The sequence below is a fragment of the Streptomyces sp. NPDC002888 genome (assembly GCF_042888465.1).
Lineage (GTDB): Bacteria > Actinomycetota > Actinomycetes > Streptomycetales > Streptomycetaceae > Streptomyces.
On sequence record NZ_JBIAPU010000025.1, the window covers coordinates 120,760 to 147,504 of the forward strand.

General features: G+C 68.8%; 17 protein-coding genes and 7 pseudogenes. 9 read left to right on the forward strand and 15 right to left on the reverse strand.

Annotated features, from left to right (window positions below; translation table 11 throughout):
• Positions 1 to 67: 67 nt before the first annotated feature.
• The 5 genes and pseudogenes from ACFYWX_RS33995 to ACFYWX_RS34015 form a co-directional block, all read right to left on the reverse strand.
• A complete protein-coding gene (locus ACFYWX_RS33995; protein WP_389428680.1) occupies positions 68 to 1,249 on the reverse strand; it encodes a Cmx/CmrA family chloramphenicol efflux MFS transporter in 1,182 nt (393 codons plus the stop codon).
• Positions 1,250 to 1,537: 288 nt separating this feature from the next.
• Positions 1,538 to 2,827: a glycoside hydrolase family 27 protein gene (locus ACFYWX_RS34000; RefSeq protein ID WP_389428681.1), complete on the reverse strand. Its 1,290-nt coding sequence runs from the start codon at positions 2,825 to 2,827 to the stop codon at positions 1,538 to 1,540.
• Positions 2,828 to 3,167: 340 nt separating this feature from the next.
• Positions 3,168 to 3,311, reverse strand: a complete 144-nt coding sequence (locus ACFYWX_RS34005) for a DUF6805 domain-containing protein (protein WP_389428715.1) — start codon at positions 3,309 to 3,311, stop codon at positions 3,168 to 3,170.
• A gap of 45 nt (positions 3,312 to 3,356) precedes the next feature.
• Positions 3,357 to 4,133 carry a DUF4986 domain-containing protein gene (locus ACFYWX_RS34010; protein WP_389428682.1) on the reverse strand — a complete coding sequence of 259 codons (777 nt, stop codon included), beginning with the start codon at positions 4,131 to 4,133 and terminating at the stop codon, positions 3,357 to 3,359.
• Between the two features lie 86 nt (positions 4,134 to 4,219).
• A pseudogene (locus tag ACFYWX_RS34015) lies at positions 4,220 to 4,663 on the reverse strand (beta-L-arabinofuranosidase domain-containing protein); the annotation flags it as partial.
• Between the two features lie 104 nt (positions 4,664 to 4,767).
• Between ACFYWX_RS34015 and ACFYWX_RS34020 the strand changes: the two are divergent.
• Complete coding sequence (locus ACFYWX_RS34020) at positions 4,768 to 5,079, forward strand: hypothetical protein (protein WP_389428683.1); 312 nt, start codon at positions 4,768 to 4,770, stop codon at positions 5,077 to 5,079.
• Here the strand turns inward: ACFYWX_RS34020 and ACFYWX_RS34025 are convergent.
• Positions 5,052 to 5,612 (reverse strand): PAS domain-containing protein, encoded by a 561-nt coding sequence (locus tag ACFYWX_RS34025; RefSeq protein ID WP_389428684.1) that lies wholly within the window; start codon positions 5,610 to 5,612, stop codon positions 5,052 to 5,054. The two genes, ACFYWX_RS34020 and ACFYWX_RS34025, sit on opposite strands and share 28 nt — an antisense overlap.
• 7 nt (positions 5,613 to 5,619) lie before the next feature.
• Here ACFYWX_RS34025 and ACFYWX_RS34030 point away from each other — a divergent pair.
• Positions 5,620 to 5,898: pseudogene (locus ACFYWX_RS34030) on the forward strand (hypothetical protein); the annotation flags it as partial.
• Between the two features lie 162 nt (positions 5,899 to 6,060).
• Here the strand turns inward: ACFYWX_RS34030 and ACFYWX_RS34035 are convergent.
• The 3 genes and pseudogenes from ACFYWX_RS34035 to ACFYWX_RS34045 form a co-directional block, all read right to left on the reverse strand.
• A complete protein-coding gene (locus tag ACFYWX_RS34035; protein WP_389428685.1) occupies positions 6,061 to 7,026 on the reverse strand; it encodes a glycoside hydrolase family 6 protein in 966 nt (321 codons plus the stop codon).
• A gap of 95 nt (positions 7,027 to 7,121) precedes the next feature.
• Positions 7,122 to 9,170, reverse strand: a complete 2,049-nt coding sequence (locus ACFYWX_RS34040; RefSeq protein ID WP_389428686.1) for a non-reducing end alpha-L-arabinofuranosidase family hydrolase — start codon at positions 9,168 to 9,170, stop codon at positions 7,122 to 7,124.
• A gap of 52 nt (positions 9,171 to 9,222) precedes the next feature.
• Positions 9,223 to 9,830: pseudogene (locus ACFYWX_RS34045) on the reverse strand (xylosidase); the annotation flags it as partial.
• Positions 9,831 to 10,490: 660 nt separating this feature from the next.
• Here ACFYWX_RS34045 and ACFYWX_RS34050 point away from each other — a divergent pair.
• Both ACFYWX_RS34050 and ACFYWX_RS34055 read left to right on the forward strand, forming a co-directional pair.
• Positions 10,491 to 12,137, forward strand: coding sequence for a glycoside hydrolase family 27 protein (locus tag ACFYWX_RS34050; RefSeq protein WP_389428687.1), 1,647 nt, complete (start codon positions 10,491 to 10,493; stop codon positions 12,135 to 12,137).
• Positions 12,138 to 12,168: 31 nt separating this feature from the next.
• Entirely contained in the window at positions 12,169 to 13,470 is a 1,302-nt protein-coding gene (locus ACFYWX_RS34055) for a cellulose binding domain-containing protein (protein WP_389428688.1), read from the forward strand.
• Positions 13,471 to 13,591: 121 nt separating this feature from the next.
• Here the strand turns inward: ACFYWX_RS34055 and ACFYWX_RS34060 are convergent.
• Positions 13,592 to 13,726: pseudogene (locus ACFYWX_RS34060) on the reverse strand (glycosyl hydrolase family 5); the annotation flags it as partial.
• A gap of 149 nt (positions 13,727 to 13,875) precedes the next feature.
• Between ACFYWX_RS34060 and ACFYWX_RS34065 the strand changes: the two are divergent.
• Positions 13,876 to 14,856, forward strand: a complete 981-nt coding sequence (locus ACFYWX_RS34065) for a LacI family DNA-binding transcriptional regulator (RefSeq protein WP_389428689.1) — start codon at positions 13,876 to 13,878, stop codon at positions 14,854 to 14,856.
• A 69-nt stretch (positions 14,857 to 14,925) separates the two neighbouring features.
• Here the strand turns inward: ACFYWX_RS34065 and ACFYWX_RS34070 are convergent.
• From ACFYWX_RS34070 to ACFYWX_RS34085, 4 genes and pseudogenes are all read right to left on the reverse strand, one after another.
• Positions 14,926 to 16,691: pseudogene (locus tag ACFYWX_RS34070) on the reverse strand (cellulase family glycosylhydrolase).
• Between the two features lie 102 nt (positions 16,692 to 16,793).
• Entirely contained in the window at positions 16,794 to 18,308 is a 1,515-nt protein-coding gene (locus tag ACFYWX_RS34075; RefSeq protein WP_389428716.1) for a glycoside hydrolase family 43 protein, read from the reverse strand.
• A 39-nt stretch (positions 18,309 to 18,347) separates the two neighbouring features.
• Positions 18,348 to 18,792, reverse strand: a pseudogene (locus ACFYWX_RS34080) (beta-galactosidase); the annotation flags it as partial.
• Complete coding sequence (locus tag ACFYWX_RS34085; RefSeq protein WP_389428690.1) at positions 18,789 to 19,172, reverse strand: hypothetical protein; 384 nt, start codon at positions 19,170 to 19,172, stop codon at positions 18,789 to 18,791. The pseudogene ACFYWX_RS34080 and the gene ACFYWX_RS34085, both read right to left, overlap by 4 nt.
• A gap of 501 nt (positions 19,173 to 19,673) precedes the next feature.
• On the opposite strand from ACFYWX_RS34085, the pseudogene ACFYWX_RS34090 reads away from it, so the two are divergent.
• Positions 19,674 to 19,946, forward strand: a pseudogene (locus ACFYWX_RS34090) (hypothetical protein); the annotation flags it as partial.
• Between the two features lie 311 nt (positions 19,947 to 20,257).
• Here ACFYWX_RS34090 and ACFYWX_RS34095 read toward each other — a convergent pair.
• Positions 20,258 to 22,489, reverse strand: a complete 2,232-nt coding sequence (locus tag ACFYWX_RS34095; RefSeq protein WP_389428691.1) for an alpha-L-fucosidase — start codon at positions 22,487 to 22,489, stop codon at positions 20,258 to 20,260.
• A 463-nt stretch (positions 22,490 to 22,952) separates the two neighbouring features.
• Between ACFYWX_RS34095 and ACFYWX_RS34100 the strand changes: the two genes are divergently transcribed.
• The 3 genes from ACFYWX_RS34100 to ACFYWX_RS34110 all read left to right on the forward strand — a co-directional run bounded on the left by ACFYWX_RS34100 (position 22,953) and on the right by ACFYWX_RS34110 (position 26,694).
• Entirely contained in the window at positions 22,953 to 24,017 is a 1,065-nt protein-coding gene (locus ACFYWX_RS34100; protein ID WP_389428692.1) for a sugar ABC transporter substrate-binding protein, read from the forward strand.
• A 63-nt stretch (positions 24,018 to 24,080) separates the two neighbouring features.
• Positions 24,081 to 25,643: a sugar ABC transporter ATP-binding protein gene (locus ACFYWX_RS34105; protein WP_389428693.1), complete on the forward strand. Its 1,563-nt coding sequence runs from the start codon at positions 24,081 to 24,083 to the stop codon at positions 25,641 to 25,643.
• 4 nt (positions 25,644 to 25,647) lie between these two features.
• A complete protein-coding gene (locus ACFYWX_RS34110; RefSeq protein WP_389428717.1) occupies positions 25,648 to 26,694 on the forward strand; it encodes an ABC transporter permease in 1,047 nt (348 codons plus the stop codon).
• The last annotated feature ends 51 nt before the right edge of the window (positions 26,695 to 26,745 follow it).

Below are 26,745 nucleotides of genomic sequence, written 5' to 3' on the forward strand. Positions count from 1 at the left end.
AGTCATGCGGGACTCTTGGTGTTGCTGTCCCGCATCCCCTCGATGGTCAAAGGGCCGTTCGCATGTATCACTGGTGGAGCACCTCGGTGCTCCGGCCAGCCGTGATCACTGTGCGCAGGGGGAACGCGATGAGCAGTGCGACAGCGACCAGGAGTCCGCTCGACCACAGCGGCCCGAGGTTTCCGGCTGCGGTGCTGAGGGTGGAGGCGGCGATGAGGGGTCCGACGGCGGCGCCGACGTTGAGGGCCGCGGTCGCGTACGAGCCGGCCATGGTGGGGGCTCCTGCGGCCTCGTAGAGGACCCGTGTGATCAGGGTGCTGCCCAGCGCGAACGACAGCGCGCCCTGCACGAACAAGAGGGCGAGCAGAGCGACCGGCTTGTCGGCCAGCACGGCCAGGGCCGGCCAGCCGATGAGCAGCAGCGGACCGCAGACTGCGATGACCGGGCCGGGCTGCTGGTCGGACAGCCGGCCGGCGACGGTGACCCCGGCGAAGGAACCGACGCCGAAGAGCACCAGGGCGACAGAGATCCACAGCTCACTCAGCCCGGCGGTGTCGGTCACGACGGGGGCGAGGAAGGTGAAGCCGGCGAAGGTTGCCGCGTTCACCAGCGCGCCGAGCAGCATCACCAGGATCAGCCGCGGCTTGGAGAGCTGGGCGAGCTCCGCTCGCAAGGCCGGCCCACCAGTCGCCTCTTCCTTCACACGTCCCGCTGGAATCCCCTTCAGAATGCCGAGAGCTGCAGGCAGGCAGAGAGCGGCGACAGCCCAGAATGTGGCCCGCCAGCCGAGCAACGCGCCGAGTACCGCCCCACCAGGGACACCGGCGATCGTGGCCACCGTCGTGCCTGACAGAAGCACGCCCAGAGCACGTCCCTTCTTGTCGGGCGAGACGAGCGTGGCGGCAGCCGTCAGCGCGACGGCAAGGAACCCTGCGTTGGCGAGCGCGGCGACGACCCGGGTGGCGAACAGGACCGCGAAGCTCGTGGTGACGGCGCCCACCGCGTGAGCTGCCGCGAAAGTGAGGATGAACCCGAGAAGACTGAAGCGCCTGGACCTGTTGCGGGCAAGTGCAGCGACAAGGGGGGCACCAATGATCATGCCGACAGCAAAGGCCGAGGTGAGCATGCCTGCTGTCCCGACGGTGACATCGAGATCTGACGCGATGTCCGGCAGGAGGCCGGCGAGCATGAACTCCGAGGTGCCCATGGCGAAGACCGCCATGGCAAGCAGATACAGCGGGAGAGGCATCGAGTGGCTCCGAGGTGAGGAGAAGCACGAGAAGGTCATCTCGTCACCGCGGCCAGCCCCTGAGGGCACACTCGTCCCACCACATGATGCGGCGCGACGACAGGGCTACGAGCTCAGTGGTTCAGGGGGCTGACGGCGTGACCGAAAGCCCCCACCTTGTCTGACTCAGGACTCGACATGGCCCGCACGCTACGCGACTGATGCCACTCGAGGCACCTCGGTTTCACCGGCATTGGGCTGTGTCACGCACGTCATGTCCCGCAACAACCAGAAGAAGCCCAGCTTCCTCTACCTCACGTCCTGGCCAAGACGGAAGAGTGCCGCGCCGTGCGCGGGCAGGTCGGCGACCAGGCTGCGGCCGTCGTGCGGAGTGTCGGTGCGGGTCCACAGCTCGCGGACGTGGTCGTCGGGACGGGCGCCGAGGGAGCCGAGCGGGACGGTGACGCGCCGAGGGGTGTCGGCGAGGGAGAACGCGGCGGCGTAGCGGGTGTGTCCGTCGGTGTCCTGGGCGGTCCACAGGACGAGGTCCCGCTCACGGAGAACCTCGCGGTTGTCCTTGCTGTGCCACAGGACGGCGAGCGCTTCGTCGTTGGTGAGCAGTTCGATCGTCTCCGGCGGGCTGGTGGGCAGGTCGCCGCCCATCATCAGCGGGGAGCGGGAGATGAACCACAGGGTCAGCAGGCTGATCTGCTCGGCCCGGGTGAGCCGGGACAGGCGGTCCTGATCGGTGCGGATGCCGATGTGGCCGAGGGGCAGCATGTCGGCGTCCGCCCACCTGCCGTTGCCCTGCGAGGGAGCCCACCGGGCCATGCGGGCGAACTGTGCCTCGACGTGATCCCACCGGTCCCACAGGTCGTCGCAGACGCGCCACATGGTGGCGTTCTCCCGCAGGTGGTCGAGATGGGCGAGGGAGACGTCGGTGCCGGGGGAGAGGCTCAGTTCGATGGCCCGGCCACTGTGGGCGATGGCCCGGGCGTAGGCGGCGATCTCCCGCTCGTGGTACGGGAAGAGCATGTCGTCGTTCTTGATGAAGTCGACGCCCCACTCGGCGAATTGGGCGACCTGGGCGTCGTAGTAGGCCTGCGCGCCGGGGTGGTCGTGGTTCAGGCCGTAGTTGTCCGGGTTCCAGGGGCAGACGGAGTCGGTGTCGGCGATCTCGTCGGCGGTGAAGTCGGTGCCCGCCACGGGCAGTCGGGCGGCCACGGCACGGCGCGGAATGCCGCGCATGATGTGCAGGCCGAACCGCAGGCCCAGCTCGTGCACGCGGTCGGCCAGCGGCCGGAAGCCCGCGCCGTCCGCCGCCGAGGGGAACCGGTTGGGCGCCGGCAGCTGGAGGCCGTGGGCGTCGAGGATCACCGGGGGGTCCTCGTTGTAGCCGTGGGCGCGGGCGGTGGGCTCGTACCACTGGATGTCCACCACCACGGTGTCCCAGCCGTGGGCCAGCATGTGCTCGTGCATGAAGGCCGCGTTGGCGAGGACCTCCTCCTCGGTGACGGCGGTGCCGTAGCAGTCCCAGCTGTTCCAGCCCATCGGGGGACGCAGGTGCCGCTCGGGGATCGGACGGGCGAATCGGGTCATGACTGATCGTTTCCTGTATGGGTGCGTAGAACGGTGAAAGAGTAGGGCAGGACCGCGCAGACCGGCTCGGTGAGCCGGCCCTCGACGGGGCCGGGGCAGGATCGAAACGGCTGCTGACGTCCGGGGCAGCTGCGAGGTGGTGCGCGCGAAGGCGGCGTGCCTTTCGCCATCTGGGTCACGTCAGCGCACCAGGCGCACTTCGCGCAGCCGGATGGTGCTTGCGGGGCCGACCGCTTCGAATCGAACCTCGACGGGGCCTGCAGGACGGTCCACGTCGAGCGGGAGCACTTGGGAGATTTCCTCGCCCTCGGGATCTGGCAGGAGTGTAAGCGTGCCCAGCTCATGGCCGTCGACCAGTACTCGGGTCGGCCCGGCACCTCAGCCCATCGGTGAGGCCCGACCATGTGTCGTGCCCCTCGAACCGGTGGTCGCTTTCGGGCTGTTGCCCGCCGGCGGCAACGGAGTCAACGGTGCGATCGCGCAGGGCGAGTGCCGCCTCGTCGGCCGCGCGGAGCTCCGCCCGCCGTTCCTAGAGCCGCTCAGGTTCCGCCAGGGGGAAGTAGAGGACGTAGCGGGATTCGTGGATGTCGGCGAAAGGCACGAGGACGACGGACTCACCCGGTCGTGCGTCCACGTGATCCAGGGCGAACGCCAACCGGTCCGGGGCGAGTCGGCGCACGCCGGCCGCCGGATCGGAGGTGGTCCCGGTGAGCACGACGGGCAGGTGTTCCAGGGGGCGCAAGGGGCCGTCGGCGACATGACCCATCCTGGAGTCGTCGGCGAAGAGCCCGACCAGGTCGTTGCGGTCGCCCTCGGCCGCGAGGACGGTGGGCCCGAAGCGGAACGACACCCACGGCGAGCCGTCGGGGAGCAACTCGGCGCTGATGCGCGGGCGAAGGAACACGGTGACCGTGTCCCCTTCGCACCACTGCCGCTCGACACGCACGTATGTCAGGGGCTGTCCGCCTGTTCCGGGGCGCGTCGTGAGCGGGGCCGGTCCACCCTCGGGCGGCGCACCGTTGACACGGACGTCCGGCGTCCCCTCGTGCCAGCTGGGCACGCGTATGTGGATCGCCACAGGGGTGGCGGGGGCCCCGCGCACCACGAGTCTGACCTCGTCGTCGTAGGGGGCTGTCCCGGTCTGTTCCAGCACCAGGTTGCGTTCGGGCCTGCTGAGCCGGGAGGCGATGAAGAGGTTGACGAACAGGTCATCGCCCTCGGTGGTGTACACCAGCTCGCCGTACTTCGCGTGGTTCTCCAGCCCGGTGCCGACGCAGCACCAGAAGCAGTCCTGGGGCGTCGACACCACGCGGTAGTGGCCCGGCCGCACCGGGGTGAGTGCAGGTGCTCGCGCACGGAGTTGCCACTGATGGAGAACGTCCGGTGCCGGGTCATGGTCTGCCAGAAGAACCGGGCGGCGTCCCGCAGAGCCGGGTCGCGGGAGGCCTCGCCGAGCCGCTGGTATCCGACGGCCTTGGCGATCTGGGTGTTGGCGTGTATCCCGTCGAGGACGTCGCGGTGCTCGCGCAACGGGTGGAGCAGGGACCGGTCGAGGAACCGTCGTGCCAGGGCGGCGTACTGTTCCGTGCCGGTGACATCGGCGAGGTCCGCCAGAACCTCGCACATCCCGCCGAACTCCGTGCGGAGCATGGCTTCGTGGGTGTCGTCGTCCATCCCCGCCGCCTCGCGGGCCCACCAGTCGGCCAGCCGTAGGACGGCGGTCAGCGCCAGGTCCGAACCGGCGTGGCGGTGGGCGTCCAGCAGGCCGGCGAAGAGCTTGTGCAGGTTGTACCACGGGACCCAGGCACCACCGAGCTCGAACGAGTCCCGCTCCACCTGCCACCCGCTGCCACAGCCGCACGCCGTCGGGGATGCCCCCGACGTAGCCGGTGCCCAGGGAGTCCTGGCACTCGACGACGCCCTGAACCAGCCGTTCGACCATGGCTCCCGGCCGGGGGTCCGGCAACACCACGCACTGGATCAACGGCCTGTCCAACAGCACGCACACCGTCCGGCTCGTCAAGCGCAACGACACCCCGGGGGACACCAGCGCCTTCGGAGGCTTCGTCGCCGCGCCCGGGGGTGCCGTACTGAGCAAACCGGCTGCCCGCAACCGCCAGATCGAGTTCATCGGCGCCTCCCTCACGGTGGGCTACGGCAACCTCTCGACCTCGCGCACCTGCACCTGGGACCAGGTCAAGCGGAATACCAACTCCGACGTGAGCTACGGCGCCCTCGCCGCCCGGCACTGAACGCCGACTACCGGATCAACGGCTACTCGGGCCTTGGCACGGTGCGCAACTACAACGGAGGCTCGCCGGACGTCACGTACCGGACCTTCTACCACCGTGCCCTGCAGAACGTGTCCGGCGACGTCTGGCAGAACCCGGGCACCTGGCGCCCCCAGGTCGGTGTTGGCCTTGTCGTCCAATTCGGGGAACAGTTCGCGGTACTTCTCACCGAGCACCTGCTCCTCGGAGTGCGCCATCACCCGGCATGCGGAGGCGTTGACCCACAGGAACTGCAGCTCAGGGTCGTAGACGCCCAGAGCGAAGGGACACTGCTCGAAGGCCCGGTCGGCGATCACCGGGCGGCGTCCCCAGCGCTGGACGGTCATCACGTGACCCAGTGCCCGCCTGTCGGGGCCGAACAGCGGGTGAGCCGTCACCACGGCGTCCACCGTGGAACCGTCACGGTGCCGCAGGGGGATGAACCCCGTGGGGTCGGGGCCGACGCCGTAGCCCTCGGGGAAGCCGGGTGGCGGGGGATCGACCAGCAAACGCATGATCACCATGGCGGTGCTCGCGCCGGCGATGGCTCTCGGTGCCACCGTCGGCCTCGCCGCCGCCCCCGCTTCGGCAGCAGTCTGGAACTCCTGCGACCAGTGGGCCGGCACCAGCCTCGACGGGTACAGGCTCTACAACAACATCTGGGGCTCCGGCGCGGGCAGCCAGTGCACCTGGGCCAACTCCGGGACCGGCTGGGGTGTGTGGGCCGACCACCCCAACACCGGCGGCATCAAGTCCTACCCCAACTCAACGAAAACGATCAACAAGACGATCGACTCCCTTATCAACGAAGGCTGATCCGACATCAGGGCCGAGGCCGGTCCGCGTCCTTCTCAGGCGCGGTCGACCTCGGCCCGCAGCGCGTTGTAGGTGCCCTCGTAGCCAGGGGGTGATGCCCACCTGCTTCAACAGCGCGGCGACAGCTTGACGGTGTACGGCCCCGGATCAGTAGCCGTAGATCATCTTGTAGGCGACCTCCGGGAGGAACTGTCCGGCCGAGGAACCGGTTCCCACGCCGCAGTTGCCGTCGGACTCGCCCGGGACCTTGATCCACAAGAGCATCTCGGCGCCTCCGCCCAGCCGGGTGGGGGTGCCGATACGGCGGCCTGAAGGGTTGCACCACTGGCCGTTGGAGCCGTTGCCGTTGCGGCTGGTGTCCACGACGAACGGCTTGGTGTAGCCGTACCGCGCGCTGAGTTCCCTGTTGACGGCGTCGCCGTACGCGGTGTTCTCGGCCGTGGTCAGGTAGTTGGAGACGTTGAGCGAGAAGCCGTGGGCCTGCCGGAGGCCCGCTTCGTGAAGGCGCCGGGCCATGGTCGCCGCGCTCGCCCAGGCCGGGTTGCCGGCGTCGAGGTAGACCCAGGTGTTGGGAGCCTGACGGTTGAACTGGGCGAGCGCTCCGGTCAGCATGCTCTCGCGTTCGTCGATCTGCGCCTGGGTCATGCAGCCGTAGTCCCCGAGGGAGTCCGGTTCGAGGACGACGACGGCCGGGCGGCCGGCGATCCCGCCCGCGAACTGGGCGATCCAGTTCGCGTAGGCGGACGGCGAGGAGGCTCCGCCCGCGGAGTGGCCGCCGCAGTAGTCGCGGTTGTAGATGTTGTAGGCGACAAGGATGGGCAGCTTGTCCCGGGTGTCCGCGGCGCCCACGTACGCACCGGTGGCGGTGCCGATGGTGCCGCTCCAGGAGCCGAACCAGCGGGCCGTCGGGGTACTGGCGATGGAGGCGTTGACCGCGGGCGCTCGGCCGTCGCCGGGGTTGGCGGTGACCCACCGCTTCGCGCTGGAGTCGGGGTCCGCGTAGAACCCGTTGGTCATGGTCGTCGGGTCGGCCGCGTGGGCGGACGGGGCGGCGGCGAGCGCCAGCGGCAGTGAGGAGAGCGCTGCCACCAGGGCGAGGAGTCTGCGGCGCATGACGGGTACCTCGGCTTTCTGACAGGGGTGCGGGCGAAGGTCGGCGGCGAGCAGGGGAGCGCTCCCATCGGAAGCGCTCCCCACGGCACGGTCGGTCAGCAGGTGGAGTTGGTCTGGGTCAGGAGGCCGAGCCGCCACGGGAGAAGGTTGTAGTCGCCGCCCGCGTTGGGGTTCATGCCCTGGTAGAGGTACTGGAGCCGGCAGGCGGGAATGGTCAGTGTCTGGTCGTAGCCGGCACGGATCATCTCGCCGTGACTGATGTCCCGGGTCCAGGCGCCCGAGGGGAAGGAGACGTTGCTCGCCCGTGCGAACGGGTTGCTCTCGGATGCGGCCAGGGGCGTCCAGGAACCGGCCAGGCTGCCCGAGGTCCAGGACCGGAAGTAGCGCCGGCCGTCCGATCCGATGGCCTCGACGAGCAGCACATACTGGTTACTGCCCTGCACCTTGTACACGTTGCTCGCTTCGAACAGCGCGTACTTGGAGTCCTGGGCGGCGATGACGGTGTTGGTGAACCCGTTCGGGAACTGGCCGACGGTCGTCTGCGAGCGGTACAGGTGTCCGTTGTCGTCGGAGGAGAACAGGTAGCAGTTGGCGCTGTCGCAGATCACCCACATGTCGACCCAGTAGCCGTTGCCGATGTTCTGCCGGATGATGTCCGGCATCGACGAGTAGAAGTTGCGCGGCGCGCTCCATCCGTTCGGGTTGCTGATGTCGGGGTTGGTGGAGTATGAGGCGTTGCCGGTCTGGTACACGAGGTACCACAGGCGTTGAGGTGCGTTGTAGAAGACCTGGGGTGCGGCCCGGTAGCCGGACCCGATGGCGGTGCGGTCCAGGTAGTGGTGCGTGGCCGAGCCGGCCTGGGACCAGTCGCTGAAGTTCAGGTAGACCAGGTTGTAGCCGGAGGAGCTCGCGGTACTGGCGAACACGTGGTACTTGCCGTTGTACTGGACGACCGTCGGGTCCTTGATCCCGGCGATGTTGTGGGTCGAGTCCGGCTTCGGCGCGATCAGCGGGCCGCTGGAGCTCCACGAGTAACGGCCGGGCAGGGCGGCGGCGTTGGTGGCGCTGCGCGGGGCGGCGGGCGTGCCGCTGGTGGCAGTGGGCGTGCTGCGGGTGGCGCTGGGTGTGCCGCCCAGCGTCGTCAGCGCGGCGTTGTACGCCGCCTTCTTGTTGCCGTTGCGGTCGAACAGCAACGGGTTCTCGCTGCTGCGCCAGGAGTCGCTGTCACGGATGCCCCAGACGGTGATGCCGGTGCAGCGCGAGACGTTCATGCAGGCCCTGACCGTGTTCGCGTACGCGGTCGGCGACGCCTGCGCGATGTCCAGTTCGGTGATCTGGACGTCCACGCCGAGGGCGGCGAAACTCGAAATCGTCGTCTGGAAGCTGCCGGGGGGACCGCCGGCGCCGAAGTGGGCCTGGAGGCCGACGCAGTCGATGGGCACGCCGCGTGCCTTGAAGTCGCGCACCATGCGGTAGACGCCCTGGGTCTTGGCGGCGTTCCAGTCGTCGATGCTGTAGTCGTTGTAGCAGAGCTTGGCCGCCGGGTCGGCCGTCCGGGCCGTGCGGAACGCCTGTTCCAGGAAGTTGTTGCCCAGCACGTCCCGGAAGACCGAGCTGCGGAGCTGGCCGCTGCCGCCGTCGGCGAAGGCCTCGTTGACCACGTCCCAGGTGTGGATCCGGCCCTTGTAGTGGCCGGCCACCGTGGTGATGTGGTTGTTCATCACGCTGCGCAGTGTGTTCGCGTCCCTGATGGAGCTGACCCAGCCGGGCAGTTGGGAGTGCCAGACCAGGGTGTGGCCTCGCAGGCGCTGACCGCGGGCCTGCGCGCGGTTGGCGATCTGGTCGGCGGGGCCGAAGTTGAACGAGCCGCGGGACGGCTCGGTCGTGTCCCACTTCATCTCGTTCTCGGGTGTGACCGAGTTGAACTCACGATCCAGGATGCGGGTGTACGTACCGTCGCCGAGCCGGCCTGCGGCCACGGCGGTTCCGAAGTACCGTCCGGACTGGGCCGCCTGGGCGCCCAGGGTGGAGGCCCGGACGGCGTCGGGTGCGCCGGTCGCGGTCCCGGGTGTCACCAGGACGGTCGCGGCCAGCAGGCCCAGGACCGAGGCTCGGCGAAGGCCGAGCCGTTTCAGCGGGTTCATGAATCTCCTCACGGGTGGGTGGGGGGTTGCGTGGTGCGATCGGTGGACCGCTTCAGGGCGTGGTCAGCTCGAACCGCGTGAAGCGGACTGAGTCGCCGAGTGCCTGCGTGGCGTGGTTGAAGAGGGCGAATCGGTAGCCCATGAAGAACCGCCAGTCGTTGCCCAAGGAGAAGGCCGGTCCGAGGCGGGTGAAGGTGGTGCCGTCGGTGCTGTAGGAGAAGGTGCCGAGGCGTCCGGTGCCGGGACGGATGTCCGCGCTCGCGCGCAGCCAGAGGCGGCTGCCCGACACGGCCGCGCTCGCGACCTCTGTGCGGAGGAGTCACGCAGCAGCGCGAGTCCGGCGCGGTCGCCGTCCCGCATCGCGGTGTGGTCGAGCTGGACCGTGGTGGTGGAGGTGGGGCCCTGTATGCGGTGCGTGAGGGTGTTGCGGGCCCAGTAGAGGTCGTTGGTGACGGTCGAGGTCCGCAGGGTCAGGCCGTTGTTCAGCGACCATTTGGTGTTGTCCGGGTTGTGGTTCCACTCCCATCTCGGCTTGAGGACTGTGCCGTCGAAGGTATCGACGCCGATCATGGGGGTGACCTGCCGGGGCGGAGGGGGCACGGCCGGGCTGGGATACGAGGTGCCCCATGCGCCGTTGACGAGTTGGACGACCGGCAACGCGGATGACGTCGATGTCCGCGAAGTCCTCCCGGATCACCGGGTTCGTGAAGGCCGCCGCGGTCGCGATGGCCGGCCCTTGGGCGGAGTTGGTGCCGGGGGTCCCTGCCGGAGGAAGCAGGGTGTCGGCGGCCAGTCCCGTGGCGGCCCTCAGTGCGCGGCGACGGGACAGGACGTGATGAGGCCATGACATCTGCACAGGTGGCGTTCTCCCTCTGTGGCCCAGCCGTTGGCGGCTGGAGTATCCGGAGGTGCCCTACTGGGTCGCGTGGAGCAGCTGCTGTGTATACGAGATGTCGAACAGGGATCGGGTGTGCCGAGCATTCTGGATGATAGGGGGCCGGTGAATCCCGTCAATCCCTCTCGCATGAAACGTTGGATGTCCCGAAACATTCGAAGCGTTTGACTCCGTGCCATCGCAGGACAATTGCCCGCATCATGTAGATGCGCCACTTTCCGTGAGTCTGTGTGGCCGGATCGTGGGGGCGGTTCGGCCATGAGTGTTGACATGTTTGATCGCCTCCCTAGTATCCGTGAGGCCTCTAGTTTCCGAATGGATCGCAAAATTTCGTAACGCCCTTCTCTCTTCTTCGTAGTGTCATGGACGTGACATTGATCTTGGCGTCACCCGCCCATGGCGCCCTTCCGGGAAAGGAGCCCCAGGTGCCCAGACGATCAGGCGGACGACTGCTACGCCTCCTCGCGGCGGCCGCGTTGACGGTCACCGCGTCCGTGACGGCTTCCGCGCATTCCACCGCCTCGGCCGCGCCCGGCAGCCCGGCGCTCACTCCACCGCTGGGCTGGAACAGCTGGAACAGCTTCGGGTGCGGGATCACCGAGGCACGCGTCCGCGAGGCTGCTGACGCGATGGCGTCCTCGGGCATGCGGGACGCCGGCTACCGGTACGTGGTGGTCGACGACTGCTGGTTCGACCCGCAGCGCGACGCGGCGGGCAACCTGCGGGCCGATCCGGCGAAGTTCCCGAGCGGGATGAAGGCGCTCGGGGACTACATCCACGGCAAGGGGCTGAAGTTCGGGATCTACCAGGTGCCGGGCGAGCGCACCTGCGCGCAGACCAGCGGCGCCTATTCCGGCTCGACGGGCAGCAAGGGGCACGAGGCCCAGGACGCCGCCACGTTCGCCTCGTGGGGCGTCGACTACCTCAAGTACGACTGGTGCTCCTCCAGCGGCACCCGGGACGAGCAGGTCGCGCGGTTCACGCTCATGCGCGACGCCCTGCGCGCCACCGGGCGGCCGATCGTCTACAGCATCAACCCCAACAGCTTCCACGCCATTACCGGCGCCACGTACAACTGGGGCGAGGTCGCCGACCTGTGGCGGACGACCGAGGACCTGCTCGACATCTGGCAGAACGGCAACAGCAACAGCTATCCCATGGGAGTCGGCAACGTCCTGGACGTCACCGCGCCGTTGGCGGCGCAGTCGGGCCCGGGACATTGGAACGACCCGGACATGCTGGTCGTCGGCCGTCCTGGCCTGTCACTGACCGAGTCGCGCTCCCACTTCGCCCTGTGGGCGCTGATGGGTGCCGCGCTCATGGCCGGCAATGACATCCGCACCATGTCCGCCGACGTGAGCGCGATCCTGCGCAACCCGCGTCTGCTGGCGGTGAACCAGGACTCGCTGGGGGCGGGCGGGCGCAGGGTGCGCGACGACGGCGGCACCGAGGTGTTCGCCAAGCCCTTGGCCGACGGCTCGGTCGCGGTGGGCCTGTTCAACCGGGGCGAGGGTGCCGCGACGGTCACCACCACGGCCGCGCAAGTCGGCCTGTCCGGCGGGCCGTTCACCCTTACCGACCTGTGGACCGGCGGCACGTCGAGCACGTCCGGGCAGATCTCGGCGAGCGTCACCGCGCACGGCGTGGCCGTGTTCCGGGTGAGCGGGGGCAGCCCGCGGAGCGCCACCACCTCGCGTCTGCGCGGCAACGCATCCGGCCGCTGCCTGGACGTGGACAACGCCTCCACCGCAGCCGGGGCCACCGTAGTGATCTGGGACTGCCACACGGCCGCCAACCAGCTGTGGACCACGTGGGCCGGCGGCGAGATCCGCGTCTTCGGCGACAAGTGCCTGGACGCCTACAACCAGGGCACCACCAACGGCACCCGGGTCATCACCTGGCCCTGCAACGGCCAGAACAACCAGAAGTGGACCGTCGGCGCCGACGGGTCGATCCGCAACGTCCACGCCGGGCTGTGCCTCGACGCCAACGGGGCCGGCACCGCGGGCGGGACCCCACTGGTCCTGTGGACCTGCGACGGCCAGGCCAACCAGAAGTGGACCCGCGCGTGAACAACCGCGGCTTCAGAAGGGGAGTTCCACGATGACGAGGACAAGATCCCTCTTATGGACCGCCGTGGTCGCGGTGCTGGTTGTCCTGAGCATGGGAGGCACGGCACTGGGCCACGGCCGGGGCGGGAACGCGCCGCTCACGGCCTCCGGCACGGCTGCCGCATCGGCCGGCTCCGCCGCCCCGAGCTCCGGTTGTGGCAAGACCCCCACCCTGACGAGCGGAACGCACACGATCCAGAGCGGCGGCAAGAGCCGGAACTTCATCTTGCGCATCCCCGACGGCTACGACCGCAACCGCGCCTACCGGCTGGTCTTCGGTTTCCACTGGCGGGGCGGCACCTCCACCGACGTCGCCACCGGCCGCACCGTGGAAACGGGCACCTGGGCCTACTACGGAGTCCAGCGACTGGCGGACAACAGCACCATCTTCCTGGCACCCCAAGGCCTCAACAACGGCTGGGCCAACAACGGCGGGGAGGACGTCACGTTCGTCGACGACATGCTCAGGCGCATCGAGACGGATCTGTGCGTCGACACGACACAGCGCTTCGCTCTGGGGTTCAGCTACGGAGCCGCAATGTCGTACGCCCTCGCGTGTTCCCGCGCGACTGTCTTCCGCGCGGTCGCGGTCCTGAGCGGCGGACAGCTCAGCGGCTGCAGCGGCGGCACCCAGCCGATCGCCTACCTCGGCGTGCACGGCCTCAGGGACAGCGTCCTCGGTATCTCCGGCGGAAGGGTGCTGCGGGACAGGTTCGTCAGAAACAACGGCTGCACTCCCCAGAACCCGCCCGAGCCGGCGCAGGGCAGCCTGACGCACCGGGTCACCACCTACTCGGGATGCTCGGCCGGGCATCCGGTCGTCTGGGCCGCGTTCGACGAAGGGCACATCGCCGCTCCGCAGGACGGGGCCGCCGGTGACAGCGGCTCCAGGACCTGGGTGCCGCAAGAGGTCTGGAAGTTCTTCACGCAGTTCCAGACCTCCAACCCGTCGCCGGGGACGGCGACCTGCCGGGTCACCGGCACCGTCAGCGCCTGGAACACGGGCCTGACGTCGAACATCACCATCGCCAACACCGGCACGACCGCGATCGACGGCTGGTCCCTTGTCTTCACCCTGCCCGAAGGCCAGACCATCACCTCCGGCTGGAACGCGGACTACTCGGCCGCCTCCGACCGGGTGACGGCCAGGAACGCTTCCCACAACGCCACCATCGCGCCACGCGCGTCGGTCGACATCGGCTTCCAGGCAGCCCACACCGGCAACACCGCCCCACCGACGTCCTACACCCTCAACGGCACTGCCTGCGCTGTCACCGAGAGTGCACCGAAGTGACCAGGTGGTTCGGCCGGAGACATCGGAGCCGGGACTGCCGCCGACTGTTCGGCCAAGGTGTGTGGACTTGAGCAGACGGTCTGTCTCTTCGGTGCCATCCGCGGCGAGGGCCGTCGCCGCGGATGGCTGACATGGCGCCGGGCGGCACGAACCAGATCATGATCTCGTTCCGGTTCACGCCGTCGGTGCGGGGTGTCGGGTCCGGCCAGATGTCGTACGAGGCGTTGTACACGGCGTCGCCGACGTGGCCGTACGCACGGAACGCCCTGCGTGGCTTCCTCTGACGGCTGCGAGAATGGTGGCGGCAGCAGGCGAGGGGATGAGGGAAAGGCGACCGTGCCGGACAACCGAGCGGGAAGACCTTCGACGGAGGACCACGGCGAGAGCGGCAGGGGACCCGCATCGGTGACGATCGCTTACATCGCCGAATCCGCGGGCGTCTCCGTACCCACCGTGTCAAAGGTGCTCAACGGCCGGTCGGGGGTGTCGGACGAGACCAGGGCCCGCGTCGAGGAACTGATCCATCAGTACGGTTACCGCAAGCCCCCGAAGAGCCGGAGCAACCTGGTGGAGCTCGTGTTCCGCGAGCTGGAGAACATGTGGGCCGTGGAGATCATCCGCGGTGTCGAGCGCGTGGCCCGCAGGAACCGGATCGGTGTGCTGGTGTCGGAGTTCGGGCTCCATGACACGGTGGGCATGACCATCGACGACACGGTCGGCCGGCGCCCTCGATGCGTCCTGTCGGTCGCGCAGCTCTCGGAAGCCGAGCGGGAGCAACTGGCGGCGAACGGCATCCCGTTCGTCGTCTTCGACCCGATCGAGGAGCTGCCCGACGACGTGCCGTTCGTGGGTGCCACGAACTGGAGAGGCGGGCAGGCGGCTACCCGGCACCTGGTCGGCTTGGGGCACCGGCGCATCGCCATGATCAGCGGGCCTGATCACCCCTTCTGTCTCGCCCGGCTGTCCGGCTACTCGTCCGCTCTCACGGAAGCCGGACTGCCGATGGAACCGGGCCTGGTGGTGAAGACCCAGCTCACCCGCGAGCACGGGTACGCCGCGGCACGGGAGCTGCTGTCCCGCCACGATCGCCCCACCGCCGTGTTCACCGTCAACGACATGCAGGCGCTCGGTGTCTACCAGGCCGCGCGCGAGCTGGGCCTGCGCATCCCGCACGATCTCAGCGTGGTGGGTTTTGACGACGTACCGGCCGTGGCCTGGATGGATCCGCCCTTGACCACGGTCCATCAGCCGCTGGCCGAGATGGCGACGGCCGCCACCGAGATGGCGCTGGCGCTCGGGCGGGGTGAGCAGGTGCCGCAGATGGGGCTGGAGATCGCCACCACTCTGGCCGTCCGGGAGAGCACGGCTCCGCCGAAAGCGGAGTGAAGCGGCGCGCACAGACGCCGGTGCCCTGGTTGCCCGGGACGTGGGCAACCAGGGCGAGGGGCCTGTCGGTCAGGACTCCTTGACAGCCGTACCGGTGACTGAGTCTCCGGACTTCGTGACCCTGTACTTCACCTTGGCGCCGCTGTAGAAGTGGAAGGTCAGCGTCGCCGGATCGCCGTCACGCAGCGACTTGAGGAATTCGGTGGTCAGGATGATCGTGCCGTTCGGGTAGTCCGGGGAGAAGGCCTTGTTGAACTCCTGGAACTGAGTCCAGCTGGTCGGGCCGGCGTTGCTGCCGTCGGAGTACGTGGCCTCCATGGTCGCCAGCTCGTCTCCCTGGTACTTCGTGGGAATGGTGAACTTCTCGGCCGTGCCCGTGTCGTTCGACAGCACCGGAGTGTCGTTGGTGACCACGTCGATCTGCCAGGGCAGCCCCTTGGAGAACCGGGCCTGGAGCGTCGCGTTGACCCCGTAGTCGCGATCGCCGGTCAGCCGGGTCAGGGCCGGTGCCGTGAGGGTGAGCCGATCCTCGAAGACGGTGTAGTCCCGGCCCTCGGCCAGCTTGGTGTCGCCGTGCCACAGACCCCGGAACTTGGTGCCGTTCCGGTTCAGTATGAGCGACTGGGCCGTGATCCGGCTCGACTTCGCCACGAAGACCTTGTCGAAGGAGGCGGTGCCCGAGCGGGTGGTCCAGCTCGACTTGATCCAGGCGAAGAGGGCGGGGGCGCGCCACTTCAGGGTCTCTCGGTTCAGGTAGGCGAAGCCGGGTCCCACAGGGCGGTGGTGACACCGGCGACGCGTGCCGCGCGTCCGACGTGCTCGTAGTACTTCAGCGCCTCGCCCCGCTCGATGCGGGAGGGGTGGTTGTCGTCGGGATATGCGAGCAGGCCGTACTCGCCGAGGTAGACGGGGATGCCCTTGGCGACGAAGGTGTTGTGCATGCGGGCGAAGGCGTCGTCCGCGTCGTTGCGGGCGTCATCGCCGTATCGGGTGCCGCCGGCGATGTTCACGCTGAACGGGTACCAGCTGTAGTAGTGCACGGTGGCGACCAGGTTGCTGTCGCGCAGCCCGCTGATCGTGGTGTACAGGTCGTCCATGAGGTCCTGGGAGGGGGTGCCCCCTTGTGTGGTCAGGACGAGCAGGCGGCTCTTGTTCCCGCCGCCCGAAGCGCGGACGATCTTGTGGAACGAGGTGTTCAGCTCGTTCATGAGCTGGGTCTTCTGCGCGGCCGTGGCGTCGTCGAAGCTCGGTTCGTTGACGCTCTCGAAGAGCAGGGTGCGCGGCTCGTTCCGGAACGTCGCGGAGATCTGGGTCCACAGGGCGTCGTAGCGGGCGAGCACGTTGTGGTGGTCGGTGGAGATCTTCGAGATCCACTGCCATGAGTCGTGGTGGACGTTGAGCACAACGTAGAGGTTCTCGGCCTGTGCCCAGTCGACCACCTGCTGGACGTGGCTCAAGTACGCGGCATCGACGGCGTAGGGCGCGGTGGTGGACTGGTGCGCGCTCCAGGTCACCGGGATGCGGACGCTGCGGAACCCCTGCGCCCGGATGGTTTCGAACAGCTCTCTGGTGGCCTTGGGGTTGCCCCAGGACGTCTCGTCCGGAATCGCGTCCAGGGTGTTGCCCAGGTTCCAGCTGGGCTGCATCGCGGCGACGGCGTCCATGGCGCGGGCCGGAACTCTGACCGTGGGGCGTGTCTGCTGCGCCGTGCCGCCCGGCGCGGCGAGCGCGGTGCTGCCGGACAGTCCCAGGATGACGAGCAGCGCCATCAGCAGGCCGGCCAGGCGTCCGGGGCCGCGGCTGCGGTGGCGCGCGGGCTGCCGTATGTCCTTCACGTGTCATGCCTTTCGGTCGGTCGTGCCTTTCGGCCGACGGTTCGGGTTGGTTCCATCAGTGGTCGGAGAGGGCCCCGGTTCAGTGGTCAGGAGGAGGCGGGTTCAGCCGTCGAGGGGCTCGTAGTCGAACCAGTCGAAGTGGACGGCGCCTGCCGTGGCGTACATGCCGATGACCCGGCCGGTGAAGCCGCCGGCGACCTCGGTCGACAGGTAGCGGCCGTCGAGGGTCGCGAGCTCGGTGAACGTGCCGTCGGGCTGCTCGACGCCGAGGGAGACGACGTCGGGTCCGGTGCACGGCCCGTGCGGAGACGGCGGTTCCGTGATCGTGACGGCGAGGACCACCGGCCCGGCGGGCACGGACCGTGCGGCCACGACCGTGCGCAGGGAGCCGACGCGCGCGACGACCCGCACCCGCGTGCCGGACACCTCGATCGCGTAGTGGTGCCGCTCGTCGAGCCGGACGGCGAGGCCGCCGCTTCCCTCCGCCGCATCGACCAGAGTGCGCGCCCGGCACGACATATGCTGCTGGCGCCGACCGGTGAACACCACGTCGGGCTCGTCCAGGGAGCTGCCCCGCGCGCGGAGCGTCAGCCACCCGGGGCGCTCCTTGGTGGTGCAGTGTTCGGCGGGCCGGTCGCGCACGGAGATCCAGGACGGCCGCAGCTCGCTGAACTCGAAGTCGTCCCGGTGCTCCTCGACAGGGCTCGGGGAGAGCGGCCACGGGAGCTCGGGCAGGTCCAGGGCGACCTCGCCGACGACCGGCCAGCCGTCCACCCAGGACACGGGGGCCAGGAAGGTCTCCCGGCCGAGCACGTGCCAGCCCGGCGTGCCGCCGCCCGGTCGGACGCCGAGCAGCACCATCCACCAGGAGCCGTCGGGGCCTTGGACCAGGTCGGCGTGCCCGGTGTTCTGCACGGGGTGGTCGGTGCCCCGGTGGGTGAGGATCGGGTTGGCCGGGCACGGCTCGAACGGGCCGCCGGGCGTACGGCCGCGGGCGATCGACACGCTGTGGCCGCGCTCGGTGCCGCCCTCGGCGATGAGCAGGTACCAGTAGTCGCCGATCCGGTACAGGTGTGGCGCCTCCGGGGCCTTGGCGCCAGGGCCACCGGACCAGAGCTTGTGCGGTGTTCCGTACGTCTGTCCGGTGGACGGGTCGATACGGACCTGTGACACCCCGGCCACCGTGCACCAGCACGTCCCGTCCTCGTCCCAGGCCAGGTCGGGATCGATGCCGGGCACGCCCGGTGCCCAGATGGGATCCGACCACGGTCCGGCGGGGTCGGTGGCCGTGACGATCAGGTTGCCGCCGCCCTCGCTGCAGTTGGTGACGATCAGCCAGAAGCGGCCGTCGTGGTGGCGCAGGGTGGGGGCGTAGATGCCGCCGGAGGACGACATGGAGGTGGGCAGACGCAGTTGGTCCGGCCGGTCCAGGGCGTTGCCGATCTGTGTCCAGTGCACCAGGTCACGGCTGTGGAAGAGGGGCACCCCGGGGAAGTACTCGAAGCTGGAGCAGGCCAGGTAGTAGTCGTCGCCGACGCGGCAGACGCTGGGGTCGGGGTGGAAGCCGGGGATCACGGGGTTGGCGAAGCGTCCGTCCGCCTGGGGCAGAGGGGGCACTCGATAGGTCCTCTCGTCGATTCGTGATGCAGGCGTGGGGTGCCACAGTGCGAGGGCGGGGTGGTCGCCGTACCGTTCGGCCAGCGCGGAGGCGATCCGGCGGGCCGCGACGCGGTAGGCGGGCGAGGCAGTAGGTGTCTCGGCTGCCGTGGACGAGCCGGGTGCCGTCGGCCCTGACCGCCAGCGCCTCGGGGTGGGCGAGGGTGAACCAGGGCGGCGGGGAGGCCGTCGGGGTGGCGAGGTCGACGGCCACCCCGTTCGCGTGGAGGCGTTCGATGTGGGCGTCGAGCCAGGAGAAGTCGTAGCGTCCTTGCTCGGGTTCGAGCAGGGCCCAGGAGAAGACTCCGAGGGTGGCCAGGTTGACCCTGGCCCGGCGCATGAGTTCGTCGTCTTCCCTCCAGACCGGCTCGTCCCACTGCTCGGGGTTGTAGTCGCCGCCGAAGGCGAGTCCGCCCAGACGGTCGGTGATGCTGCGTGCCGTCATGACGGTTCCTCGGGTATGGAGAGTCGTGGGCTGCTCTGACGTGTCGTCAGCATGAGGGTGTGAAGTGCCCGTTCGTCCGTCGGCGGCTCACCGCGCAGGGCGGCGGCCGGTCGGCCGATCACGTGGTCGGCCGCGACGCGGCCCAGTTCTCGCGTCGGGCCGGACACGAAGGTGAACGCGGGCGCGTGCTGCTCGGCGCCCAGGGCGCCGACGGGGGTGAAGTCATGGTCGACGTACGCCAGTCCGTGCGGGTCGGCGGGCGGGCCGATCAGTACGGTCCGGGTGCCCCGGGCGCGCATCGAGGGGATGCGCCGGTCGTCCGGCTCGACGTCCATGACGATCACGCCATCGGGCGGCGCGTCGGCCGGGACACGTCGCACTCCCTCGGGACCCTCGTCGTTGGTGACCAGCAGGACGTCGTAGCCGTGCTGTCGGGCCGCTGGTCGTGACCAAGACGGCGATCTCCGCCGTGGTCGGGACGTACCCGCCCCGATGCGGCGAGACACGCGGGTGTCTCGCCGCATCGGCGACAGTCACCATGACGGTGCGCCCACGTCCTTTTGCACTGCCGCGCCTACGAAGCTTCTGCGGTTCAACCCGTGCGTCATGGCGGTGACCCCTTCCCGCGGAGAGTGTCGAAGCGCTTCACTTCGAAGGGAAGCTAGCGGACATGTTTCGCACGCAACAAGGGCCCGGTTACGAGGAAAGTTTCTCTCTTCTGGTCCATTGACAGGTTGTGAGCGAAAATGACAGCGTCGATGCGCTTCGACAACTCACTCTCAACCCCCACGTCCGCGCCCGCCTGCCGAGGGATCTGTCTCGTGGCTTCTCCGTCCTCCTCCACCGCCCCCCGGCCGCCCTTTTGCGACCCCGCGCTTGCGATGAGCAAGCGCGTCGACGACCTGCTGGACCGGCTCACCCTGGACGAGCGGCTCGCCATGCTGCACCAGTACGTCCCGGCCGTCCCACGCCTGGGCATCGCCTGGCTGGGGGTGGCGACCGTGTTTCCCCAGGCCGTGGGGATGGGGGCGTCATGGGACGAGGATCTGGTGCGTGCCGTCGCCGAGGCGGTCTCGGTCGAGGTGCGCGCCTTCCACCGGCACCGGCCCACCGCGACCGGGTTGGGCACCAACAGCCTGCAGACCTGGGCGCCCAGATCGAGGCGGGAGCGGTCGTAGAGATCGGTGTGCAGGGCGGTGTGCCGCGAGCGCAGCGTTGCGTAGTCACCCGCGAGCGCTTTGTCGCGTGCGCCTTCGAGACGGCCGGAGATCACCGGTGGGGTCACGTCACGGGTGCCGTTCGGCGGCCGACCACGCGCCGCCGACAGGACCAAGGAGTCCCCGTGACGGACAGCTCCATCGGCCGCAGACGGGGGGAGTGGAGCGGTGACCCACCGACGTGGTGACCCACCGCCGCCCGGTCGGCTCGGAACGGAAGCCGGGCGGCGGGGGCCGAGGGAAAGGGATCAGACGGTCGTGAAAGACCACAGCAGGTTGGTGCTGCTGCCGTACGTCCACTGCTTGGTGACGGAGCCCGAGGCCACGTTGCCGCCGCCGTCGAGGACCAGGCCGGTGGTGCGGTTGGCGATCGAGTAGCGGTCGCCGCCCCGGTGGGTGATCTTCCACTGCTGGTTGGTGCCGCCGTTCCAGGGGGCCTGTCGGGCCGGAGAGCCGTTGTCGGTGGCACCCCAGCTGTCTGCGACCATGCCGTTCGTCCGGTTGACCAGCCGGTAGTAGCCGCCTCCGACCGCCTCCGCGTGCCACTGCAGGTTGGAGCTGCCGTCCCAGGTCCACTGCTTGAGGTTGGACCCGGAGGCCACGCCGCCGCCGCTGTCCAGGGCGAGTCCGTTGGTGGCGTTGGTGATCCGGAAGTAGGTCGCCGGGTTGAACTGGACCCTCAGCGAGGCGATCTGGTCGTTGTTGCCGGTGACCCGCAGGTCGGGGTTCTCGGCGGTGAAGGTCCACGAGGTGCCGCTGAAGTTGTCTCCGGAGTAGCCGACCACCTGGTAGCCGGGGGCCGGCCGCAGGGAGGAGAGCGTGCCCGCGCCCAGTCCGGACGCGGTCAGATCGGCCGCGGTGTAGTCGCCGACGGTGAACACGCCGGCGTTGCCGGTGTAGTTGACGTCCGAGAAGGCGACGGCGCCGGCGAGCGGCCGCAGGCCCGGGATCGTGCCGGAGAAGGAGAGCTTCAGTACGTAGGCGCCCGCACCGTACGGAGCCGAGGAGGGCAGGGTGACCGTGAGGCCGGAGGCGCTCTGGGCCGGTGTGGGCAGGCCGATGTAGGTGCCGGCGGTGTTCCCGAGGAGCTTCACCGAGGTCAGCGACGAGAGGTTGATCCGGTCCGAGCTGAGGGTCTTGATCGTCAGCGAGCTGCCGGGCCAGCCCAGGACGGTGGCGTACAGGACGTTGTCGGCCTTGTTGCGGGTGAAGCGGATGTCCTGCGGCGTGCCGGCATGCGGAGTGGTGAACGAGCCGCCGCCCATCTTCGTCGGGCCCTCGCCGTACTCCGTCCAGGCGCGGGTCGAGTACACCGACTCGCCGAAGCGCTTCAGGTGGTCTCCGATACCGAGCAGGATGTCCTTCTGCGCCTGGGGGATGGTGCCGTCGGCCATGGGCGCGATGTTCAGCAGCACGTTGCCGTTCTTGCTGACCCGGTCGAGGAACGAGTGCAGCATCTGCTGGACGGTGTAGTAACCGATGCCCTGGGTGTAGCACCAGCTGCTGCTGGAGATGCTGTCGTCGGTCAGCCAGTACGGAGTGGTGAGGTCGGCCGGGCCACCGCGCTCGTAGTCGAAGACCTCGCCCTTGCCGTTCATGCCGTCCTTGTACGTGGCGACGACCTCACGGCCCCAGCTGCCCGCCTGGTTGTAGTAGTACGACAGGTAGTTCAGCCGCTGTGTCTCGTCGACGGCGTCCAGCTTGAAGTCCTGCCAGAGGATGTCGGGCTGGGCGCGGTCGATGACCTCCTTGAGCTTGTCGTACCAGAGCTGGTTCTCGGCGGCCGGGCCCAGCTGCCCGTAGAGCTTCTTGAGGCTGGGGTCCGTCTGGGCGGGGACGAACTCGTAGAAGCCGTTGTAGTGGTAGGCGTGGTGCATGGCCACCAGCAGCTTGAGGCCCTTGGCGCGGATGGCCGTGGAGAAGAGCCGCAGGAGATCCAGCCCTGGGCCCTTCTTCACCGAGTTCCACTCGTTGACCTGGCTGTCCCACATGGAGAAGCCGTCATGGTGCTCGGCGACCGGGCCGGCGAACTTGGCGCCGGCGTCGACGAACAGCTGCACCCACTCGTCGGGGTCGAACTTCCCGCCGGCCGACTTCAGCTTCGGCGCGAACTTCACGGTGTTGCCCGCCAGGTCCTGAGCCCCGTTGATGAAGTTGTGGTACGGCCATGCCGACGGCTGGCCGTAGGTCGCGATGTGGTGCTGGTTGGCGTTGCTGCCCGCCTGGTACATGCTCCGCGGGTACCACTCGTTGTCGTAGGCGGGGACGCTGAAGACGCCCCAGTGGAAGTAGATCCCGAACTTCGCGTCCTGGAACCACTCCGGAGCCGGCGGGTGCTGGTCGACCGAGTTCCAGTCCGGTGTGTACGTGCTGGGCGCCGCCTGGGCGACGCCGGCGCCGAACACACCTCCGGCAACGGCCGCCGCGGCGACGCAGGTGGCACCGGCCAGGAAGTGGCGTCTGTTGATCGAACTCGACATGGAGACATCCCTGGTGCAGAGGGGGGACAGGGGAGTGCAAGGGGACACGAGTCGGCGTGGCTGCTGTGCACAGGGCGCCGCTTGTTACGCATGAAGGTCTGCCATGTCTCCCTGGGATGTCAACTGGCGTGCAGGGATGAAAAGCATCGTACGGTCAAGTGATAACGCCCCTTACGTCATGTTTGATGCGCTTTGCGACCGACCAAACATGGCATGTCTGTCAGGGCCTTATGGGCGATTGCGCCCATCCAGTGGCGAAGATTAATGGGATGGATCTTGGCTGATGGTGTCACTCCTTATCGATGGGTGGGCTGCGAGCTGGGGGTTTGTTGCAGATCGAGCGAAGAGCTAGACAGTGCATCGGGAGCGCGCCTATAAACATCCCATCTCTACTGCACGGCGATACGCAGATGTCGTCGAGGCGAAACATCTCCCGCTACGGGACCGGCGCGAGGAAGCACCGATGAGACTCAGAACCGCCCTCTGTTCAGCCGTCTCCGCCCTGTCCGCACTGGCGTTGCTCAGTGCATGCGGCAGCGGCTCCACCACCGCTGCGTCGTCGAGCGGCGCGCCGTTGGTCGGCATCGACTACCCGCGCTCCGACACCGACTTCTGGAACTCCTACATCAAGTACACGCCCCAGTACGCCAAGGAGCTGGGGCTGGACCTGAAGACCACCAACTCGCAGAACGACGTCGCCAAGCTGACCGCCAACGCGCAGACGTTCATCAGCCAGGGCGTCAAGGGCCTCGCGATGGCCCCGCAGGACACCGCCGCCATCGCGCCCACCCTCGCCCAGATGGAGGCGAAGAAGATCCCCGTCGTCACCGTCGACACCCGCCCTGACACCGGCAAGGTGTTCATGGTCGTGCGCGCCGACAACCGCGCCTACGGCGAGAAGGCCTGCCAGTACCTCGGTGCCAAGCTCGGCGGCAAGGGCAAGGTGGTGATGCTGCAGGGCGGCCTGGACTCCATCAACGGCCGTGACCGTACTGAGGCGTTCAACGAGTGCATGAAGAAGAACTACCCGGACATCAAGGTGTTCGGCGAGGCCACCAACTGGGACGGCGCCGTCGCCGCCCAGAAGCTGCAGACCGACCTGACCGCCAACCCGGGCATCAAGGGCATCTACATGCAGTCCAGCTTCGCCCTGTCCGGCACGCTCCAGGTCCTGAAGCAGAAGGGTCTGTTGGTGGACCCGAAGGACAAGAAGCACGTGTTCGTCGTGTCCAACGACGGCATCCCCGAGGAGCTCAAGTCCATCGCCGCGGGCAAGATCGACGCCACCGTCTCCCAGCCTGCAGACCTCTACGCCAAGTACGCCCTCTACTACCTCAAGGCCGCGATCGACGGAAAGACGTTCAAGCCCGGCAAGACCGACCACGACAGCACCATCATCCAGGTCCGTGACGGCCTGCTCGAGGACCAGCTCTCCGCCCCGCTCGTCACCGCCGACGGCGGCACCTACGGCGGCGTGCCCAGCGTCAAGAGCGACGACAAGTCGCTGTGGGGCAACAACCTCGGCTGATTCCTCTGATCCCTCTGATTTCTCATCGGGAACGCAACGGCGCACGAGAACAAGGCGGTTGAGATGAGCGACGGGGAGCGAGCACTCACCCCCGCGCCCGCCCCGGCGGACGACGGACGGGTCCCCTCGGACCCGCCCGTCGTCGAGGCGACGGGCATAGTCAAACGATTCGGTCCGACGGTGGCCCTGAACGGCGCCCGGATCACCATCAGGCCCGGCGAGACCCACGCGCTCGTCGGCCGCAACGGAGCCGGCAAGTCGACCCTGGTGTCGGTCCTCACCGGCCTGCAGGCCCCCGACGAGGGAACGGTGACCTTCGGCGGCGAGTCGGCCCCCCGGCTCAGCGACCGCGACGCCTGGCGTCGGCGCGTGGCCTGCGTCTACCAGAAGTCGACGATCATTCCCACACTGACGGTCGCCGAGAACCTCTTCCTGAACCGGCACGACCACGGCCCCAGCCGCCTCATCAGCTGGCAGGCCACCCGTCGCCGCGCACAGGACCTGCTGTCGACCTGGTCGGTGGACGTCGACCCGCAGACCCCGGCCGGTGAACTGAGCGTCGAGCAGCGGCAGTTCGTCGAGATCGCCCGCGCGCTGTCCTTCGGGGCGCGGTTCATCATCCTCGACGAGGCGACCGCCCAGCTCGACGGGGCGGCCATCAACCGCCTCTTCGACCGCATCCGCGACCTGCAACGCCAGGGCGTGACCTTCCTGTTCATCAGCCACCATCTCCAGGAGATCTACGAGATCTGCGACATGGTGACGGTGTTCCGCGACGCCCGGCACATCGTGACCGCGCCGGTCGCGGAGCTCCCCCGCGCCGACCTCGTCGCCGCCATGACCGGGGAGGCGGCGGCCGACCGGCGCGAGGATCGGGCCAGCACCCTCGACCCCGGCGCCACGACCGCACTGAACGTCCACGCGCTGCGGGGCGACGGGTACGACGACGTCAGCTTCCAGATCGGGGCCGGTGAGATCGTCGGCCTCGCGGGCGCCGCGGGCAGCGGGCGCACCGAGGTCGCCGAGACCGTCGTAGGGCTGCGGGCGGCAACGGCGGGCGACGTGGAGATCGCCGGGACGCGGCCCCGGCCGGGCAGCGTGCCCGCGGCGCTCGCCGCCGGCGCCGGGTTCGTCCCCCAGGACCGGCACCACCAGGGCTTCGTTCCCGACATGTCGATCGCGGACAACGCCACACTGTCCGTGCCGAAGCGGCTCGGCCAGAACGGGTTCCTCAGCCGCGGCCGCCGGGACCGGCTCGCCGCGGGCATGATCGAGAACCTGGCGATCAAGACTCCCGGTCCCGACCTGTGCGTCTCCGCCCTGTCCGGGGGCAACCAGCAGAAGGTCGTCATGGCACGCGCCCTCGCCGACGACCCACGGCTGCTGGTCCTGATCAACCCGACCGCGGGCGTGGACGTGCGCTCCAAGGAGTTCCTCCTCGGCAAGGTCGAGGAGACCGCGGACACCGGCACCGGAGTGCTCATCGCCTCCGACGAACTCGACGACCTGCGCATGTGCGACCGGGTCCTGGTGATGTTCCAGGGCCGTGTGACCTCAGAGATCGCCCGCGGCTGGCACGACCACGACCTCGTGGCCGCGATGGAAGGAGTGGACCTGCATGCCTGAGGTGATGCCTGAAACCGTCATCGAGGACACCGCCGCCGCCAAGGCCCCGGAGCCTCGGCAGCCGAAGCGCACCGCGCTGCTCGGCGGCCGGATACCTCTGGCCCGCCTGCGCGACCTGGCGCTCGTCCCGGCCATCGTGGTCATCGCGATCGTCGGACAGATCGTCAACCCGGTCTTCCTGCAGGCCGACAACCTCATCAACGTCCTGCAGACCATGTCCGAGATCGCCCTGCTGGTCCTCGCCCAGACGATGGTCCTGATCGTCAAGAAGATGGACCTGTCGCTGGAGTCCACCATGGGCCTCGCGCCCGGCGTCGCGGCCTGGATGGTGGTGCCGACCGGCGCGGGACATGGACTCGGACTGCTCCCCGGCGCGTGGGCCATCCCCGTCACCCTCGCCGTGGGCGCGCTCGTCGGCGTGATCAACGCCCTGCTCATCATCCGCTTCGGCCTCAACGGCTTCATCGTCACCCTGGGCATGCTGATCGTGCTGCGTGGTGTCCTCACCGGCATCTCCGGGGGCCAGACGTTCTTCCAGCTGCCGCAGTCGATGCTCTATCTCGGCACCGCGCAGTGGTTCGGGATGCCCGCGTCCATCTGGATCTGTCTGGTGCTGTTCGCCGTCGCGATCGTGGTGCTCGGCTGGACCAGCTTCGGCCGCTCGCTGTACGCCATCGGCGGCAACGTCGATGCCGCGAAGGCGGCAGGCATCCGCACCGACCGGGTGCTGTGGATCGTCATCGTCACCGGCAGCGTGCTCGCCGCCCTCGCCGGACTGCTGCTCTCCGGGCGCCTGGCCTCCGTCGCCTCCGCGCAGGGCAACGGCTACATATTCACCGTCTTCGCCGCCGCCGTCATCGGCGGGATCAGCCTCAACGGCGGCAAGGGCACCATGTTCGGGGCGTTCTGCGGCATCCTGCTGCTCTTCATGATCCAGAACGTCCTCACCCTCGGTGGCGTCCCCGCCCAGTGGATCGGCGCCCTCAACGGCCTGATCATCCTGGTCGCCCTCGCCATCTCACGTATCACGGGCGGCAAGGTCCAGGAGTGACCCCGGGCGGCCGTCCCGGGCCGCCCGACATCCTCCGCCGCCCCACCTCTC